Below are 17,923 nucleotides of genomic sequence, written 5' to 3'. Positions count from 1 at the left end.
ATTAGTGAGTGTGATCAATGGGTTGCTGTTAACGATATCAAAATGGCCCCGGTCAGCGCAAAACGCTTTGATAAAAAATGCCCCGACAGGGGCATTGAACGAAGCAATCGGTCTCACCGGGGCCAGATCAGCGTCACCAGGGGTAGGTGACCCCTGGCCACTCCTCCCAGGGGATATCCCGCCCCGGCAGGCAGGGTGCCGACCAGTGCCAGGTTTTGCCAAGCCAGGCGCGCAACTCGGCCTCCAGCTCGGCATCCCCCAGGGTTGCCTCGGCCACCTTCCAGAAGAACAGCTCCACCTCGACCTCCGGCAGCACCGAAGGATAGAGATAGACCCCGCCCCAGAACTGCGGCTCCCGCTCCGGACTCCAGAGGCCATAGGCGAAGGAGCGCTTGGCCAGAAACTCGGATCGCTGCCACTCCAGATCGGCTTCGTGCTGGCTCAGGCTGAAGTTGGCGGACGGCCAGACATCGTCTCGGCGAAACAGTTGATGCAACTGCTCGCGTTCGCGCAGCATGGCCACAAACTCCACCACCCCCTGGGTCGGACTGGTCGGCAGCAGCAGAAAGCGTGGGTGCCGACAGGCTTGCGGCACCCGAAACCGCTTGGGCAGCGTCAGCATCAGAGCAGTTCCAGCAGGGCCTGCAATGGGTGCTTGAGTTTCTCCCCCTCCATCCGTTTCACCTGGCTGCGGCAGGAATAGCCGGTGGCCAGACAACGATCCTTGGGCAGACGGGCGAGCGGCTCGGCCCAGCTGAGCCCATAGATCCCCTTGGAGTTTTCCACCTGCTTGGCGTCATGACCATAGGTGCCGGCCATGCCGCAGCAACCGACCGACACCGGCTGCAGCCTGGCACCGAAGCGGCTGAACAGGGCGCTCCAGTCGCCGTGAGTCGAGGGCTTGGCGGTCTTCTCGGTGCAGTGGGCGAACAGATACCAGGGCGCGGCCTCGCCCTGTTCGGCGGCGTCCGCCTTGGGGGCTGGCAACTTGTCAGCTGGTAAAGAGAGCAGCCACTCCTGGGGCAACATCACCTGGAAGTCGCCACGGGCGGGGCCGAGGGCCTTGGCGTATTCGTCGCGATAGCAGAGCACCAGTGAAGGGTCGACCCCCACCATGGGAATGCCGAGCGCCGCCATCTTGTTGAGGAACTGGGCGCTGCTCGCCGCGGTGCGGGCGAAGGCGCGCAGGAACCCCTTCACGTGCTGGGGTTTGCCGTTGGGCTTGAACGGCAGCAAATAGGGCTGAAGCCCGAGTTTGCTGGCGAGTTTCACCAGATCCCGCACCACGGGAGCGTCATAATAACTGGTGAAGGGATCCTGCACGATAAGAACCACTTTTTGACGCTGTTCCGGGCTCATGGCCTCGAGCCCCGGCAGATCAAAGTAACGGGCGCGGCTGTCGCGCAGGGAGTCTGCCAGGGTGGGCACCGAGAGCAGCGGCACGTCCACCATGCCGATGCTCTTCTCGGTGGCCTTCTGGGCCCACTCCTTCTCCAGGAAGAAGTTGACCAGCTTGGGGGCCTTGGCGAGCAGGGGCGCGTAACTCTCGACGGTACCGACGAAGTAGTCCTTGGGGCCCCGCAGGTAGCGGCTGTGATAGAGCTGCATGAAACGGGCGCGGAAGGTGGGCACATCCACCTTGATGGGACACTGGCTGGTGCACGCCTTGCACGCGAGGCACCCTTCCATCGCCTCCATCACCTCGTGGGAGAAGTCATACTGGCCGCGGGCGCGGGCCACAGTGTTGCGCAGCTTGTCGACGATGGACTTGATGCGCAGACCGCCGCTTTGCAGCTCGATCTCTTCGCTCAAGGGATCGAAGCCCTGCTCCGCCAGCTGACGCAGCCATTCGCGCATCAGCCCGGCCCGTCCCTTGGGAGAGTGGCGCCTGTCTTTGCTTATCTTGACCGAGGGGCACATGGGGGAGTCGGTTTCGAAGGTGAAGCAGAGGCCGTTGCCGTTGCAATCGAGGGCCCGGGTGTAGCTTTCCCGCACGGCTATGGGGATCTGGCGATCGAACTTGCCGCGCTTGGGCCCGTCCACCGACACCAGTGCAGCGCCGCTGCCATAGGGCACGCAGATCTTGCCGGGGTTGATGCGGTTTTGGGGATCGAAGGCCCCCTTCACCCGCTGCAGCTCCTCCCACAGCTCGCCGAAGAAGGCGGGACTGTATTCGGAGCGAAAACCCTTGCCGTGCTCCCCCCACATCAGGCCGCCATATTTGGCGGTGAGCGCCACCACCTGATCCGAGATGCGCCGCAGCAACACTTCCTGTTCCGGATCGCACAGGTCCAGCGCCGGGCGCACGTGCAAGACCCCTGCGTCCACGTGGCCGAACATGCCGTAGTCCAAGCCGTGGTCATCGAGCAGGGCGCGAAATTCCATGATGAAGTCGGCCAAGGATTCCGGCGGTACCGCGGTGTCTTCGGTGAAGGCCACCGGCTTCTTGCGCCCCTCGGCGTTGCCGAGCAGCCCCACCGACTTCTTGCGCATGGCGTAGATGGTCTCGATGCTCGGCAGGTGGTTGCACACCTGATAGCCGATGATGCCGGCTTCACCGCTCGCCAAGAGGGCGTCGATGCGGCGGCACAGCTCGGTTACCTTGGCCTGATGCTCTGCTTCATCTGTATCCGCAAACTCGACGATGTTGAGCCCCTGCAGATCCTTGCCGGGCACATCCTGAATGAACGCCTTGACCGAGTGCCAGATAATGTCGGCGCGGGCCAGCCCCAAGACGCGGGAGTCCACCGTCTCCACCGACAGGGCATGGGCCTGCACCATGAAGGGGGCATTGCGCAGCGCCGACGGGAAGCTGTCGTACTTGACGTTGACCAGGGTCCGATAGCGCGGGATGGGGGTGATGTTGAGGCGGGCCTCGGTGATGAAACCCAGGGACCCTTCAGAGCCGCACAGCACCCGGCTGACGTCCAGGGTGTCGGTCTCTGGCTGATAAAGATGTTTGAGGTCGTAACCGGTCAGGAAGCGGTTGAGCTTGGGGAAGATCGCCTCTATGTCGGCGCGCCTCTCCTTGCCGATGCGATAGAGGGTGCGATAGATCTCCCCTTCCCGATTCTCCAGCGCCAACTTGTCTTCGAGCCGCGCGCCCGTGACCGGCTCCGTAGTCATGAGATCGCCGTTCTCCAGCACGGCCTTGAGCCCCAGCACGTGATCCGAAGTCTTGCCGTAGACGAGCGACCCCTGTCCGGAGGCATCCGTGTTGACCATGCCGCCCAGGGTGGCGCGGTTGGAGGTGGAGAGATCCGGCGAGAAGAAGTAGCCGTGGGGTTTCAAGTAGGCGTTGAGCTGATCCTTGATCACCCCGGCCTGGGCCCGTACCCAGCCCTCCTCCAAGTTAATTTCCAGGATCTGGTTCATATGGCGAGAGAGATCGACGATAATGCCGCCGCCCAGAGACTGGCCATTGGTGCCGGTGCCGCCGCCGCGAGGGAAGAAACTCACGCTGGCATAGGCGCTCTCCTGGGCCAACCTGAGCATCACCGCAATATCATCCGCGCTGCGCGGATAGAGGACCGCCTCTGGAATAACCTGATAGACGCTGTTGTCCGTCGCCATCGCCAACCGGCTTGCATAAGACTTTTCGATATCACCACGAAATGCGCTGCGTCCCAATACATCGAGGAACTGCAGGGTTGTGGGTGACAAACTGTCCTGGTAATCGAGTCTCGGGATCATGAATCCTTGTTCCCTTCCTTTGCTTGATGCCGGAACACCGGCGACAACGACCGCCAGACCCGCCTCTCTCGGGCTGCCTTGGCCGGTCCGCTCACATGTGAGCCGGCAGTATATCAGCTAGAAAACCGCTTGCGCGCTCAATCTTCACCATTTGAAAGGAGGACTTTTATGGCTCATTACAGCCATGTTATCAGTACGCTTATTCGCACCGAGAAACAGGCCCTGACCCTGTCGCTGTTCGGCTGCATCGGCTTCGCCCTGTTCGGGATCGGCTACGGTCTGTTCGTCGGTTCCAACGCCATTATGCTCGATGGCATCTTCACCCTGTTCAGCATGGGCATGACGGGCCTCGGGCTCATCACCGCCTACCTCGTCACCCGCCCCTCAGATGCGCGCTTCCAATACGGCTACGCCCACTTCGAGCCCATCACCAACGTCATCAACGGCACCATCATCTTGCTGCTCTGCCTCGGCGCCTTCTATAGCGGCATCACTACTCTGCTGGACGGCGGACGGGAGATCGATCTCGGCCATGCACTGGTCTACGCCGCCGTCTCCACCTTCTTCTGCGCCATCATCTACCGGGTCGAGGCCGAGGTCGCCGAGCGGGTCAACTCCGAGCTGGTGCGAGTCGACTCCAAGGAGTGGCTGGTCGATACCCTGCTCAGCGCCACCCTGCTGGTCGGCTTCGTGGTCGCCATCGGCCTCGATGCCATCGGCTATGGCCACTACAACCGCTACATAGATCCCGTGCTGGTCACCCTGCTCGCCCTGTGCGCCACTCTGATCCCCATCAAGGTGCTGGGCCGCAACCTGCGGGAAGTGCTGAAAGTCGCCCCCAAGGGGGAGGTCACCCAGCGGGTCGAGCACGAGATAGAGGCCCTGCGCCAGCGCCATGGCATCGAGTGCTACAGCCACCTGGCCAAGAGCGGGCGCCGCTTCGATCTCGAACTCAATATCCTGGTTGCGCCGGGACAGGAGTGGCCCATCGAGCGCCAGGATGCCCTGCGCCATGAGCTCTGGTCCCGCCTCGGCGATACTCTGGGGGATGCCTGGCTGTCGGTCTGCTTCACCCGCGAGAAACGCTGGCTCTAAATCCGCGAGTCGCCAATCCATGCCACGCGGGGCCAGGCCCCGCGTGGCTATGTCCCCTGTCTCTATATGTCCCCTGTCTCTATGTTCCGCATAGCCATGTTGCCTCTATCTGTCCCGGCGATGACATGGCGCAGCGTCACGCCCCCCTCACTCAAGCCAGGTTGCCCATAACCCAAACTCTCCCTGCCCAGCCGCCATTGTCCTCTCCACTCCTCATACCTTTCTTCCCGATTCAATATGAACCGCACAGGGATATCACCCGGCGGAAATACTTGCACCGCGAATAAGGAATCAAGAAGCATTATCAGCACCAAAAATAAAATACAAAAATTCGTTGCTAAAATTAAGTGCTGCGGTTATTTATTTCCGGCACGGATGAAAGGCTATCGCCGCTCGACAATGGAATTGTTACCCGTCGGAAAAATAAAATAATAAATAACGTATCATTAAACAGTGAAGGTAATGTCCATGAAGAAAATACTGATGACAGTCGTCACCCTGGCCATGGCGAGCACGGCCCATGCCGCGCTTCCGCAATTGAACTATCAGTGCCCGGGCCAGATCCAGATGCACAGCGATGAAGGCGGCTCCGTCTATATCAATGGCCAGGAGGCCAAGCTCAAGAAGTACAGCGACGACTTCTATGAGGCCAAGGGCGCCGGCGTGACCCTCTCCATCAGCAAGACCGGGAGTCAGTACGATGTCTCCTACAGCCGCAAGAAAGCCTCTGGCATCTGCCAGCCCGTCTCGAGCGCCACGGCCAAGAGCGCCCCTGTCAGCAAGGCCAGTCCGGCCGAGAAGGCCTGCCTGAAGGCGGTCTCTGACAAGACCAAGGTGGCTCAGAGCCAGCTCAAGGTGACCGATGTGATGGACTCCCAAGCCGGGGTCGGCGTCACCATCCAGGTGCCGGGCGCTGATGCTCCCTGGTCTTGCCTGAGTGACAAAAACGGCCGGGTTCAGGGCGCCGCCTATACCGGCAACTGATCTGCATGGGAGCCGCACCCGGTGCGACTCGCCACAAGAGATGTGTGATTCCAAACGAGGAGGCATGGCCTCCTTGCTTTATTTATCGGGTCTTATTTTGCAATTGATAATCGTCACACTAGTGAATTCGGCGTTAACAAAAGAATAAAGGCTCTATATTTACCCGATGTTAACAAAAGCCTATTTAAGCCATACCCAATATTATTTAAATATCACCATCAGGAAGGGTGAGACATATTTAGTTACAATTTTCAGTCTGGCCAGATAATCACCAATATGATCCGAGATCCTGCCGGTCGATAATGGTGACGCCCTCCCACAGCTTTTATGGCCATGGAAGATACCGCCAATACTGCCGGATCGTTGGCACAGTTTTCAGCATCTGAATATAAAAAGCCCCGTTTGTCGCCGCCCAACCCGGCACAGTCCCCTGCTCCATCCGCGAGCGACGTGGACGGCGTGGCCACGAGGCGAAGACGGCTCCCCCGTGCCGGCCGCCAACCTCAGATCCTCATCAGCCCTCTTGCCAAATCAGCGCCAGCCGTTATCATCAGGGCTCATTTTTCACCCGAGGTTTTATTGCCCATCATGGACAATCCCCGAAGTTACCCTTCGATTTTTCCCATCAAAGCTTATCTGTACCTGCTCAATCAGCGCCTCTGAACAACAGCCTTGCACTGCCGCGGCCCTTGCCGTGACTGACACCTATTCTGTTTGTTTTTATTGAGGTTTATGACATGGAATTCTTGCTGGACCCCTCTATCTGGGTCGGTCTCTTTACCCTGATCATCCTGGAGATAGTGCTCGGGATCGACAACCTGGTGTTCATCGCCATCCTGGTGAAAAAGCTGCCCCCCGCCCAGCGGGACAGGGCCCGCATCATAGGCCTGTCGCTGGCGCTGCTGATGCGCCTGGGGCTGCTGAGCGTGATGTCCTGGCTGGTGACCCTGACCCAGCCCATCCTGCAATTTGGCGAACTCTCCTTCTCCGGTCGGGATCTCATCCTGATGGGGGGCGGCCTGTTCCTGCTGTTCAAGGCCACCACTGAGCTGCACGAGCGGCTCGAAGCCAAGCCCGAAGAGCATGGCCAGGTGGGCGTCTACGCCGGTTTCGGGGTGGTGATCGCCCAGATCCTGGTGCTGGATGCGGTCTTCTCCCTGGACTCCATCATCACCGCCGTCGGCATGGTGGATCACCTGGGCGTCATGATGGCCGCCGTGACCATCGCCATGGTGGTGATGGTGCTGGCCTCCAAGCCGCTGACCCGCTTCGTCAACGCTCACCCGACCGTGGTGGTGCTCTGTCTGAGCTTCCTGCTGATGATCGGCTTCAGCCTGGTGGCGGAAGGCTTTGGCTTCCACATTCCCAAGGGCTATCTCTACGCCGCCATCGGCTTCTCGGTGCTCATCGAGTTCTTCAACCAGCTGGCCCAGCGCAGTGCCCAGCGCCATGAGTCCAGGCAGCCCCTGCGTGAGCGCACCACCGCCGCCATCTTCAAACTGATGGGGGGCAACAAGCACGGCGCTCACTCGCAAGAGGACGAAGAAGAGGAGCAGGACAGGCCCCTGCCCCTCAGCTTCGGGGAGGAGGAGCGCTACATGGTGACCGGGGTACTGTCCCTGGCCGAGCGATCCATTCGCACCATCATGACCCCCCGTGCCGAGATGGAGTGGATCGACGTCAACGACTCCATCGACGAGATCCGCGCCCTGCTGCAGCGGGCCCCCCACAGCCTGTTCCCGGTCTGTGATGGCGGGCTGGACGACCTCATCGGGGTGGTCAAGGCCCGGGATCTGCTGTTTGCGCTCAACGAAGGGCAATCCCTGAGCGAGCTGGCGCGCCAGAACGATCCCGTCATAGTGCCCCAGACCATCAACGTGATCCGGCTGCTGGCAGAGCTGCGTCAGGCCAGGGGCAGTCTCATCCTGGTGACCGACGAGTTCGGCATAATCCAGGGACTGGTCACCACCCACGATCTGTTGGAAGCCATCGTTGGCGAACTGCCGGACGAGGACGAGACCCCCGACGTGGTGCGTGAGGGGGAAGGCTGGCTCATCAACGGCAGTACCAACATCCATCAGGTGGAGCAGGCACTGGGGATCGACGGTCTGGTGAGCGAGAGCGACGAGTACGTGACCCTCGCGGGCATGCTGCTCTCCCACTTCGGCAGCCTGCCGAGCACCGGTCAGCAGCTGCGCCTCGGCCAGTTCTGCTTCGAGGTGCTGGCGGTGAGCGAGCGGCGCATCGAGCGGGTGCGTGTCACCCCGCAGAGCCTCTGACGAGAGCAGATGTAGCTGATAACAAAGAGAGGGAGGCACAGCGCCTCCCTCTCTTTTTTCATCTCCGCTCTGCCCCATCCAGGTGCGCGCCGTCAGTGCACCGCAATCCGATAGCCTCATTGCTTGCTCCAGCGCTATTGCTGCACGACGGACAATTCTCTTCTGCGATTACCCCTCTTTTTCACAATGACATCCGGGGATAGAGTGGCCTCAATCCCAAATGAGGAATTCAAGATGAGCCACGACAACCTGTTCTGCCCCCTGCGCCTCGGTCAATTGCACCTGAACAACCGCATCGTCATGCCCCCCATGACCCGCTCCCGTGCCAGTCAGCCAGGGGACGTGGCCAACGCCATGATGGCGACCTATTACGCCCAGCGCGCCGAGGCCGGCCTCATCGTCAGCGAAGGAACCCAGATAGATCCCCTCGGCAAGGGCTATGCCTGGACCCCGGGCATCTATAGTCCTGAGCAGGTCGCAGGCTGGCAGCAGGTGACAGATGCGGTGCATGCCAAGGGCGGCACCATCTTCGCCCAGCTCTGGCACGTGGGCCGGGTCACCCATCCTGACAACATCGGCGGCGCCCAGCCCATCTCGGCCTCCGCCATCCCGGCCGCCGGGGTTCGTGTGTTCGTCGATAACGGCAGCGACGCCCCCGGCTTCGTCGAAACCGCCACCCCGCGCGCCATGACCCAGGACGACATCGACGCTGTGGTCGGCCAGTTCCGCCAGGCCGCCCGTAACGCCATGGACGCCGGTTTTGACGGCATTGAGCTGCACGCGGCCAACGGCTACCTCATCAACCAGTTCCTGGACTCGGAATCCAATGCCCGCACCGACAACTACGGCGGCGCTCTTGAGAACCGGCTGCGCTTCCTGAAAGAAGTGACCGAGGCGGTCAGCGCCGAGATAGGCGCAGACCGCGTGGGCGTGCGCCTGGCCCCCCTCACCACCCTCAACGGCACCGTGGATGCGAACCCGGAGCAGACCTATCTGGCCGCCGCCAAGCTGCTGGGGGATCTCAACGTCACCTATCTGCATATCGCCGAGGCGGATTGGGACGATGCCCCCCTGATGCCGGAGAACTTCAAGCAGGGGCTGCGGGCGGCCTTCCCCAACACCCTCATCTATGCGGGAAAATATGACGGTGAGCGGGCGCGTACCGCCCTCAAGGCGGGCTGGGCCGACATGATTGGCTTCGGTCGCCCCTTCGTGGCAAACCCGGATCTGCCAAACCGGCTGCGTCACGGCTACCCCTGGGCCCCCCACGATCCGGCCACCCTGTTTGGCGGCGCCGAGCAGGGCCTCATCGACTACCCGACCTATCAAGCCGAGACAGCATCCCAGCCAGCCTGATGGCCTCCCCGCTTCACCCATGCTCCACAAGCCCCTCCTTCGGGGGCTTTTTTACATCTGCTGCCTCTCTCTCCCCTGCCCGGCCCCATGCTCAGCCCATGCGACAGAAATTGGGAGCCATTCATCACTTGCCTGATGGAGATCAAATAATTGGCGGGACCAGAGGCAGATAGTGCAGCTATCTCACTCATCCACGGAGCATAGGTTGTGAGCACACCGCAATCTCGCCTGGTCGCCTCGGTTCCGGGTCGGCTGCGCATCAGACAACAGGCCCCGGCTCTCCCCCAACTGCACCAGTGGCAGGCACAGATCGCCGCCTGGCCCGAGGTAGAGAGCACTCACCTCAATCCACAGGCTGGCAGCCTGGTGATGCAGTATCGCATCACGCAATGCGGCCAGCACGAGATGGAGTCACGGGTGCTGAGCCTGTGCAATGGCCAGCCAGCCCAGGCCGCCCCCTCGCCCCAAGCGATCACCGAGCCCACCCCCGTCGGCAAGCCCCAGCGCGCTCGCCGCGCCGCCTGGCGCCGCCGGGCCAATCGGGGTGCCAAGGTCGCCGCCATGGTGGCACTGCCCGCCTCCATCGCCCTGGTTTATGCCGGCAACAAGCGCCTACACGCGGCCACCGGCTGGCTGTTTGTGGCGGCCCTGTCGGTGCACCTCGCCATCCATCGTCGCAACGTCTTCCACTGATCCAGCACAAAGGTAATGCATGACACGCCTTGAACAGCTGCGGGCCCTGACCCGCCACCTGACCATAGCCCACCACATTCCCGGCCGGGTACGCTTCAAACTCAAGCTGGGGGCCCTTGGCAGCAACGAGCTCGGCCAGTTGAGTCAGGTCGGGCAACTCAAGCAGATGATCGAAACCATGCCGGGGATCCGCGATCTGAGGGTCAACCCCGCCGCCCTGTCGTGCGTGGTGGAGTATGATCCGGCCGAGATCCCCCCTCCCCTGTGGGAGTCCCTGCTCGGCGGGGAAGAGTGCGAGCAGGTACAGCAGGCACTCGATCGCATCGAACACCATTACCAGACTTTCGCCCGCGGCTGAGCAGGCCGCGACACATCTGAATCAACAACAGGAGCATCAACATGATCCCACTGATTGTCGGCGCCATCGCCGGCGCCCTGGCGATGCGCACCCTGCAGCGCACTATTCCCCGCGCTGTGCCCACCGCCTCGGTCGACAAGGTGAAGACCCGACTGCGCGAGGCCTCCATCTGTGGCCTCAGCAACCTGGAGCACTCCTCCGCCAGGCTGCGCCAGCATCTGGCCTCCGTGCCCGAGGTGGCGCCCGCAGTCATCCCGGACGAGCCCCAGGCCGCGCCGGAGGATAACTCCGCACCGCAAGGGCCAGCGGCATGAAGCCCCAGACGCGCGAGCTCGCCAACCACTTCGTGCGCGGCGCCGTGGCCGGTGGCCTCATCAGTGCACTGCAAGGCGGCACCAAGCCGGGCAAGGTGCCCGGTCGCAAGATCCTGCGCCATTCCCTGCAAGGCGGCCTGGCCGTGGCGACCGGCCTTGGGGTCGCCAACGCCCTAGAGCAGGGCCAGCTGTCACGGGCCAGTCTGCTGCTCATCGGCGGTGTCGTCGGTATCGCCAGCACCGAACAACTACTGAATCATTCGAAGGAATAGTCACATGGGTAAGAAGAGCAAGAAGGCCTACAAGAAGCTGTTGAAGGCACAGATGGCACAAGGCAATGGCGCCCAGGCTGGCTTGGGGCAGGCCCAGGGCTGGCTTGGCAAGTTGCAGGGCAACAGCACCCAGCAACTGCTGCTGGGGGCCGCCATAGGCGCGGCGGCGGCCTATGTGCTGAGCAACGACGAGATGCGCGAGAAGATAGTCCGCTCGGCGGTGCGCCTCTACAGCGACATCAACGGTGGCATGGCCGAGCTCAAGGAGCAGATGGCCGACATGCAGGCCGAGTTGCAGGCCCAGAGCGGCGAGCAGGATGAGTAGCGAGCGAGCCACGCTCACCTCCCTGCGCCAGGTACACCTGTGCCGGGGACGGGTGCGCTGGCACTATCGCCACGCATCGGGGCAACCCCTGGACTGTCAGGGGCTCAGCTACGCCATCGCCGATCTGGCCGGGGTGCAGGAGGTCAGATTCAACCCGACCGTCCGCTCCCTGGTGGTCACATTCGACTGGCGGCAGACCACTGCGCCGGCCCTGGCCGAGCAGATCCTGGCGCTAACCCCACCACCCCGACGGGGCGGGATCGCAGCCCCGGCGGCTCCCGCCGTCAGCCAGACCAAGCTGCTGGCCAACTTGGCGACGCTGCTCGGGGTCAACCTGTTGCCGGTACCACTGCGCCTGCCTCTCTCCTTGCTGATGGCGCTGCCGGTGCTGCGCCACGGCGCCGGTGAACTGCTCTCCCGCGGCCTCACCTCCCATGTGCTGGAAGGCATGGCGGTCTCCATCTCCCTTGGCAGCGGCGATTATCTCGCGGCCAACACCACCGCCTTCATGCTGGAGCTCGGCGAATATCTGGAAGAGTCCATCTCCAGACGATCCGACGACATGCTGCGGGAATTGCTCAAGCCCGCCAGCGACGAGATCTGGGTCGAGCGGGACGGGGTGGAGATCCTGATCCCAGCGGCGGAAGTCCAAGTGGGTGAAACGGTGATCGTCGCCACCGGCATGGTCATCCAGGTCGACGGCACAGTGCTCGGCGGGGAGGCTTACGTCAACGAGGCCTCCATGACCGGCGAGAGCCGCTCGGTAGCCAAAGCACGCGGGGATGCCGTGATGTCCGGCACAGTGCTGGAAGATGGTCGGCTGCGGGTCTATGCCGAGCACGTGGGCCAACGCACCGCCGCCGCCCGCATCGCCGACTATGTGCAGCAATCCCTCACCGCCAAGAGCGAGGTGCAGCTGCAGGCTTCCCAACTCGCCGATCGGCTGGTGCCGAGGGTGCTCGGACTCGCGGGCTCGGCCTTCCTGCTCAGCGGCGACTGGCGCCGGGCCGCCGCCGTGCTGCAGGCGGACTACTCCTGCGCCCTCAAGCTCGCCACCCCGGTGGCGTTCAAGTCGGCCATGTATGCCGCAGGCCAAACGGGCATCCTCATCAAGGGGGCAACGGCCCTCGAGCGCCTCGCAGAAGCCGACACCTTCATCTTCGACAAGACCGGCACCCTGACCAACGGGGATCTGGTGGTGACCGACTCGGTGACCTTCGATTCCGCCTACACGGCGGACGATCTCATCTGGCTCGCCGCCTCGGTGGAGGAGCACTACTTCCACCCCCTGGCCATCGCCGTGGTGGAGGCATCCCGCAGCATCCAGGGCCGTCACTTCGATCACACCGAGGTGGAGTTCATCGTCGCCCATGGGGTCGCGAGCGAGATCGACGGCAAGCGCATCGTGGTGGGCTCGCGCCACTTCATCGAGGAAGATGAGGGGATAGACGTCAACCCCTGGGCCGAGACCCTCCATGGCCTCTATCTGGAGGGCAAGACCCTGCTCTACATCGGCTACGGCGGCAGCCTCATCGGGGTGCTGGCCCTGCGCGACACCGTGCGCGAGCAGAGCAAGGCAACCCTGGCACGGCTGCGCCAATCCGGGGTGAAACGCATCCTGATGCTGACCGGGGATCACCACGACAGGGCCAGCGAGCTCGCAGCGCAGCTCGGCATCGACGAGGTGTTTGCCCAGCTGTTGCCGGAGGAGAAGGCCAGCATCATAGAGCAGTTGACCGCAGAGGGGGCCCGCATCGCCTTCGTCGGGGACGGCATCAACGATGCACCGGCGCTGGCGGGGGCTCACGTGGGGATCGCCATGCAAAAGGGGGCCGACATTGCCCGGATCTCCGCCGACATCGCCCTGCTGCAGGATGACATCAGCCGAGTGGCCGATGCCCGCGAGCTGGCGTGCGCCGCCATGACGCTCATCCACGACAACTACCGGCTCACCATAGGCGCCAACACCGCCATCCTGGGAGCGGCGGCGGTCGGACTGCTGAGCCCCATAGTCGCCTCCGTGCTGCACAATGGCACCACCATAGGCATCCTGCTCAACGCCCTGCGCGGGCGACGTTGAAGCCGAGAACCAAGCAGCATCCCCTCGCACGGGGCCCGTTATGGGCCCCGTGCTCTTGTTGGCCTGCCCGTATTGACCTGCGCTCTGTTGACCTGCTTCTGGCCCTGGCTAGATAGAGACGCCGTGACTGGCCCCGTGGGCATGAATGTCGTGGGTCAGCCGCGCCTTGTCCGCGAAGCCGAGCCAGCTCGCCTCCACCGCGTTGAGGGAGAGGCGGCAGAGCTGCGCCCGGCTGGCACCGAGATCCCGGGCCAGCGCCTGGAAATTGGCCCCCAGGTAGCCGCCGAAATAAGCAGGATCATCTGAATTGATGGTGATACATAGGCCCCGCTCCAACAGGGTTAGCACATTGTGCTGCCTCATCTCCTCGAACACCTTGAGTCGGGTGTTGGAGAGCGGGCAGACGGTGAGCGGCAGCCGGGTGTCGGCGAGATAACGCAGCAACGCGGGGTCATCGACGCAGCGCACCCCGTGATCGATGCGCCTCACCTGCAGCTCGTCGATGGCCTGCCAGATATAAGTCGCCGGTCCCTCCTCCCCCGCATGGCACACCACAGGCAAGCCGAGCGCCCTCGCCCTGGCAAAGACCCCGGCAAACTTGGCCGGTGGGTTGCCAAGCTCCCCCGAATCGAGGCCCACCCCGTGGATGCGTGCGAGATGGGGCTCGGCCTCGGCCAGGGTGGCGAAGGCCTCCTCTTCGCTGAGGTGGCGCAGGAAGCTCATGATGAGCCGCCAGCTGATGCCGAAACTCTCTTCGCCTGCCAGCAAGGCCCGCTCTATGCCGCCGAGGGCGGTGGCGAAGGGCACGCCGCGGGCGGTGTGGGCCTGGGGATCGAAGAAGATCTCCACGTGCACCACCCGCTCGGCGGCGCAGCGCTCGAGATAGGCGAAGGTGAGATCAAAGAAATCCTGCTCATGAATGAGCACGCTGGCGCCCAGATAGTAGAGATCGAGAAAGGACTGCAAACAGTCGAACTCGTAGGCGGCCCGCACGCGCTCGACGTCGGGCCAGGGCAGGGTCAGGCCGTTGCGGGCGGCCAACGCAAACATCAGCTCGGGCTCCAGGGTGCCCTCGATATGCAGGTGCAACTCCAGCTTGGGCAAGCCGGCAATAAAGTTATCCATGGTGGCGGCCTCCTTGTCAGACTCCGGGCGCTCAGGCGGGTTGGACACCCTCTGCACGTTCCTCCATCACCATTGTGCACCCATCCGGTGCGCCGGGGGAGACTTGTCATCAAAGCGTCTTATAATGGCGGCACAAAAACCATAACTGATTGAAGACATTCGAGGTTGGCCATCGCCTCCCCCCTACAAGGAGTCTCTATGAAGAAAAACGTCATCTGCGATATCGACGGCGTCATACTGCACAACAACGATCTCATCCCCGGGGCCGACCGCTTCGTGCACCGCCTGCTGGAGCAAGGCAGCAAGCTCTTGTTCCTCACCAACTACCCGGCCCAGACCCAAAAAGATCTGCAGAACCGCTTCCGCTCCGCCGGCATCGAGGTGCCCGAGGAGTGCTTCTACACCTCCGCCATGGGCACCGCCGACTTCCTGCGCCGCCAGGATGGCAAGAAGGCCTATGTCATCGGCGAAGGGGCCCTGACCCACGAGCTCTACAAGGCCGGTTTCACCATCACCGACATCGATCCCGACTTCGTGGTGGTGGGCGAGACCCGCAACTACAACTGGACCATGATGCAGCTCGGCGCCAAGTTCGTGGATCAGGGCGCGCGCTTCATCGCCACCAACCCGGACACCCACGGCCCCATGATGTACCCCGCCTGCGGTGCGCTGTGCGCCCCCATCGAGCGGATGACCGGCAAGAAGCCCTTCTACGTGGGCAAGCCGAGCGCCTGGATCATCCGCGCTGCGCTCAACCGGATGGAGTCCCACTCCGACGACACCATCATCATCGGCGACAACCTGCGCACCGACATTCTGGCGGGCTTCCAGGCTGGTCTGGAAACTGTGCTGGTGCTCTCCGGGGTGAGCAAGGTGGCGGACATCGACCGCATGCCGTTCAGACCGAACCACATCTTCGATTCAGTGGTCGACATCGACATCGTCTGATTTGCCTCCCAGGTCGCGGGGCGGTCCCTCTTGGCAAGGCGGGGCAGATCGTTTAACTTAAACGCAACATCGTTAAGAAAAGTAAACGACCGCGGGATCAGGACGATCCCGTTGCCCCCTTAGCCCTTGCAAGGAAGCCCCATGAAGAGCCTGAACGACTGGATCCTGCTGGACGATCACTTCGTCACCCCCACCCCTCTCACCCCACCGACGAATCGCATCAAGTCCGGTAATCCGAGCCAAACCCTGTGGAACCACTACTCGGATCCGAGCCAGCAGTTTCACGTGGGTTTCTGGGCCTGTGAACCGGGGCGCTGGGCCGTGCATTACACCGAGCACGAATACTGCCAGCTGCTGGAGGGCGAGGCGCTGATCCACGACGGCCTGGGGGGCAAACTGCACCTAACCCCGGGCAGCCAGTTCGTCATCCCGGCGGGCTTCGTCGGCGAGTGGGAGACACTCGTTGCCTGCCGCAAACTCTATGTGATCTTCGAGCCCACGACGGCCTGACGTCCGCGTCAACTCATCCCCTTCTCCCGACCCGCTTTATATGCCGCCAGCTTGACGCTCGCGGCATGATTTTGTGCGGTTTTCCCGCTTGCAAAAGGGTTTTGCGCTAGGCATTGTGATTGGCGAGGAATGTAAATGGAATTTCGAGCCCAAACGTGGGGGGCTCCATAAAAATCAAGAGGATTACCGCCAATGTGTTCTATTTTCGGCATTCTGGACATCAAATCCGATGCAGCAGTCCTGCGTAAATCGGCGCTGGAAATGTCCAAGCGACTGCGTCACCGCGGACCCGACTGGTCCGGCGTCTACAGCTCCGACAAGGCCATCCTGGTGCACGAGCGCCTGGCCATCGTCGATCCGGGCAATGGCGCCCAGCCGCTCTACAACCCCGAGCGCACCCATGTGCTGGCCGTCAACGGCGAAATCTACAATCACAAAGAACTGGAAAAGGGCCTCAAGGTCGACTTCCAGTTCCAGACCCACTCCGACTGCGAGGTGCTGCTGGCACTCTACAAGGAGAAGGGCCCCGCCTTCCTGGACGATCTGAACGGCATCTTCGCCTTTATCCTCTACGATGCAGAACAAGACGCCTACCTGATCGGTCGCGATCACATGGGGATCATCCCGCTCTACACCGGCCGCGACGAGCACGGCAACTTCTATGTCGCCTCCGAGATGAAAGCCCTGGTACCGGTGTGCAAGAGCGTCGAGACCTTCCCGCCAGGACACTACCTGTGGAGCAAGGACGGCGAGCTCAAACAGTGGTACAAGCGCGACTGGATGGAGTACCAGGCGGTGGAGCAGAACGTCAGCGACAAGGCTGAACTGAAAGCCGCGCTGGAAGCGGCGGTCAAGCGCCAGCTGATGTGCGACGTGCCCTACGGCGTGCTGCTCTCCGGCGGTCTGGATTCCTCCGTCATCTCCGCCATCACCAAGCTCTACGCCGCCCGCCGGGTGGAAGACGATGGCAAGAGCGAGGCCTGGTGGCCCCAGCTGCACTCCTTCGCCGTGGGCCTGGATGGCTCGCCGGACTTGGCCGCCGCCCGCAAGGTGGCCGATCACCTCGGCACCATTCACCACCAGATCCACTTCACCGTACAAGAGGGTCTGGATGCCCTGCGGGACGTCATCTATCACCTCGAGACCTATGACGTCACCACCATCCGCGCCTCCACGCCTATGTACCTGATGGCGCGCTACATCAAGGCAATGGGCATCAAGATGGTGCTCTCCGGCGAGGGTTCGGACGAGCTGTTTGGCGGCTACCTTTACTTCCACAAGGCGCCGAACGCCAAAGAATTCCACGAGGAGAACGTGCGCAAGCTCGCCTCCCTGCATCTGTATGACTGCCTGCGCGCCAATAAATCCATGGCCGCCTGGGGCGTGGAGGGCCGCGTGCCCTTCCTCGACAAGGAGTTCATGGACGTGGCGATGCGCCTGCAGCCCGCCGACAAGATGTGCGGCAAGGGCAAGATCGAGAAACACATCCTGCGGGAAGCCTTTGAGGAGCTGCTGCCCCACGAGGTGGCCTGGCGCCAGAAGGAGCAGTTCTCAGACGGCGTGGGTTACTCCTGGATTGACAGCCTCAAGGCCATGGTCGAGGAAGAGGTGACGGATCAGATGTTCGAGGCGGCGGCATTCCGCTTCCCCATCAACACCCCGCTCACCAAGGAGGCCTACTACTACCGCGCCATCTTCGACGAGCACTTCCCGCTGGAAGCCGCCGCCCGCACCGTGCCCTACGGCAAGTCGGTCGCCTGCTCCACCCCGACCGCGCTGGAGTGGGATGCCAAGTTCAAGGAGATGGCCGACCCCTCAGGTCGCGCCGTTATGGACGTCCACCAGCAGAGTTACTGATCCGCTGACGCATATCCCCGTAAGTCCAACCGCC

The 17,923-nt window shown here is 62.6% G+C and carries 16 protein-coding genes; 13 read left to right on the top strand and 3 right to left on the bottom strand.

What is annotated here, in order from left to right; all coding sequences use genetic code 11:
• Nucleotides 1-133 precede the first annotated feature (133 nt).
• A complete protein-coding gene (locus tag BN1124_RS07800) occupies nt 134-622 on the bottom strand; it encodes a hypothetical protein (RefSeq protein ID WP_042640619.1) in 489 nt (162 codons plus the stop codon).
• Entirely contained in the window at nt 622-3,693 is a 3,072-nt protein-coding gene (gene ydiJ / locus BN1124_RS07795) for a D-2-hydroxyglutarate dehydrogenase YdiJ (RefSeq protein WP_042640618.1), read from the bottom strand. The genes BN1124_RS07800 and ydiJ overlap by 1 nt, the downstream gene beginning before the upstream one ends.
• A gap of 168 nt (nt 3,694-3,861) precedes the next feature.
• On the opposite strand from ydiJ, the gene BN1124_RS07790 reads away from it, so the two are divergent.
• The 10 genes from BN1124_RS07790 (at nt 3,862) to BN1124_RS07740 (ending at nt 13,449) form a co-directional block, all read left to right on the top strand.
• Nucleotides 3,862-4,788, top strand: a complete 927-nt coding sequence (locus BN1124_RS07790) for a cation diffusion facilitator family transporter (RefSeq protein ID WP_042640617.1) — start codon at nt 3,862-3,864, stop codon at nt 4,786-4,788.
• 468 nt (nt 4,789-5,256) lie between these two features.
• The gene (locus BN1124_RS07780; protein ID WP_042640615.1) at nt 5,257-5,772 is read left to right on the top strand and encodes a hypothetical protein; all 516 of its coding nucleotides are present in this window, start codon (nt 5,257-5,259) and stop codon (nt 5,770-5,772) included.
• A 737-nt stretch (nt 5,773-6,509) separates the two neighbouring features.
• A complete protein-coding gene (locus BN1124_RS07775; protein WP_042640614.1) occupies nt 6,510-8,051 on the top strand; it encodes a TerC family protein in 1,542 nt (513 codons plus the stop codon).
• 234 nt (nt 8,052-8,285) lie between these two features.
• Nucleotides 8,286-9,407, top strand: a complete 1,122-nt coding sequence (locus BN1124_RS07770) for an alkene reductase (protein WP_042640613.1) — start codon at nt 8,286-8,288, stop codon at nt 9,405-9,407.
• 207 nt (nt 9,408-9,614) lie between these two features.
• Entirely contained in the window at nt 9,615-10,100 is a 486-nt protein-coding gene (locus tag BN1124_RS20475) for a hypothetical protein (protein WP_048822937.1), read from the top strand.
• Between the two features lie 19 nt (nt 10,101-10,119).
• On the top strand, nt 10,120-10,458 hold the full coding sequence (locus BN1124_RS07760) for a hypothetical protein (RefSeq protein WP_042640612.1): 339 nt from the start codon (nt 10,120-10,122) through the stop codon (nt 10,456-10,458).
• A 41-nt stretch (nt 10,459-10,499) separates the two neighbouring features.
• A complete protein-coding gene (locus tag BN1124_RS07755) occupies nt 10,500-10,772 on the top strand; it encodes a hypothetical protein (protein WP_042640611.1) in 273 nt (90 codons plus the stop codon).
• Nucleotides 10,769-11,044 carry a hypothetical protein gene (locus BN1124_RS07750; protein ID WP_042640609.1) on the top strand — a complete coding sequence of 92 codons (276 nt, stop codon included), beginning with the start codon at nt 10,769-10,771 and terminating at the stop codon, nt 11,042-11,044. Before BN1124_RS07755 ends, BN1124_RS07750 begins: the two co-directional genes overlap by 4 nt.
• Before the next feature lie 4 nt (nt 11,045-11,048).
• Nucleotides 11,049-11,369 carry a hypothetical protein gene (locus tag BN1124_RS07745; protein WP_042640607.1) on the top strand — a complete coding sequence of 107 codons (321 nt, stop codon included), beginning with the start codon at nt 11,049-11,051 and terminating at the stop codon, nt 11,367-11,369.
• Nucleotides 11,362-13,449, top strand: coding sequence for a heavy metal translocating P-type ATPase (locus BN1124_RS07740; RefSeq protein ID WP_042640605.1), 2,088 nt, complete (start codon nt 11,362-11,364; stop codon nt 13,447-13,449). Before BN1124_RS07745 ends, BN1124_RS07740 begins: the two co-directional genes overlap by 8 nt.
• A 108-nt stretch (nt 13,450-13,557) precedes the next feature.
• Here the strand turns inward: BN1124_RS07740 and BN1124_RS07735 are convergent, their stop codons facing one another.
• A complete protein-coding gene (locus tag BN1124_RS07735) occupies nt 13,558-14,574 on the bottom strand; it encodes an adenosine deaminase (protein WP_042640927.1) in 1,017 nt (338 codons plus the stop codon).
• Nucleotides 14,575-14,772: 198 nt separating this feature from the next.
• Between BN1124_RS07735 and BN1124_RS07730 the strand changes: the two genes are divergently transcribed.
• From BN1124_RS07730 to asnB, 3 genes are all read left to right on the top strand, one after another.
• Complete coding sequence (locus BN1124_RS07730; protein WP_042640603.1) at nt 14,773-15,522, top strand: HAD-IIA family hydrolase; 750 nt, start codon at nt 14,773-14,775, stop codon at nt 15,520-15,522.
• A 141-nt stretch (nt 15,523-15,663) separates the two neighbouring features.
• Nucleotides 15,664-16,032 (top strand): cupin domain-containing protein, encoded by a 369-nt coding sequence (locus tag BN1124_RS07725; RefSeq protein WP_042640600.1) that lies wholly within the window; start codon nt 15,664-15,666, stop codon nt 16,030-16,032.
• A gap of 192 nt (nt 16,033-16,224) precedes the next feature.
• On the top strand, nt 16,225-17,889 hold the full coding sequence (gene asnB / locus BN1124_RS07720; RefSeq protein ID WP_042640598.1) for an asparagine synthase B: 1,665 nt from the start codon (nt 16,225-16,227) through the stop codon (nt 17,887-17,889).
• Nucleotides 17,890-17,923: the final 34 nt, after the last annotated feature.

Origin of the sequence: Aeromonas eucrenophila, assembly GCF_000819865.1 — a bacterium.
GTDB classification, from domain to species: Bacteria; Pseudomonadota; Gammaproteobacteria; order Enterobacterales; family Aeromonadaceae; genus Aeromonas; species Aeromonas eucrenophila.
Note: the sequence above shows the minus strand (reverse complement) of the source record. Positions and strands in the feature narration are given on the sequence as shown.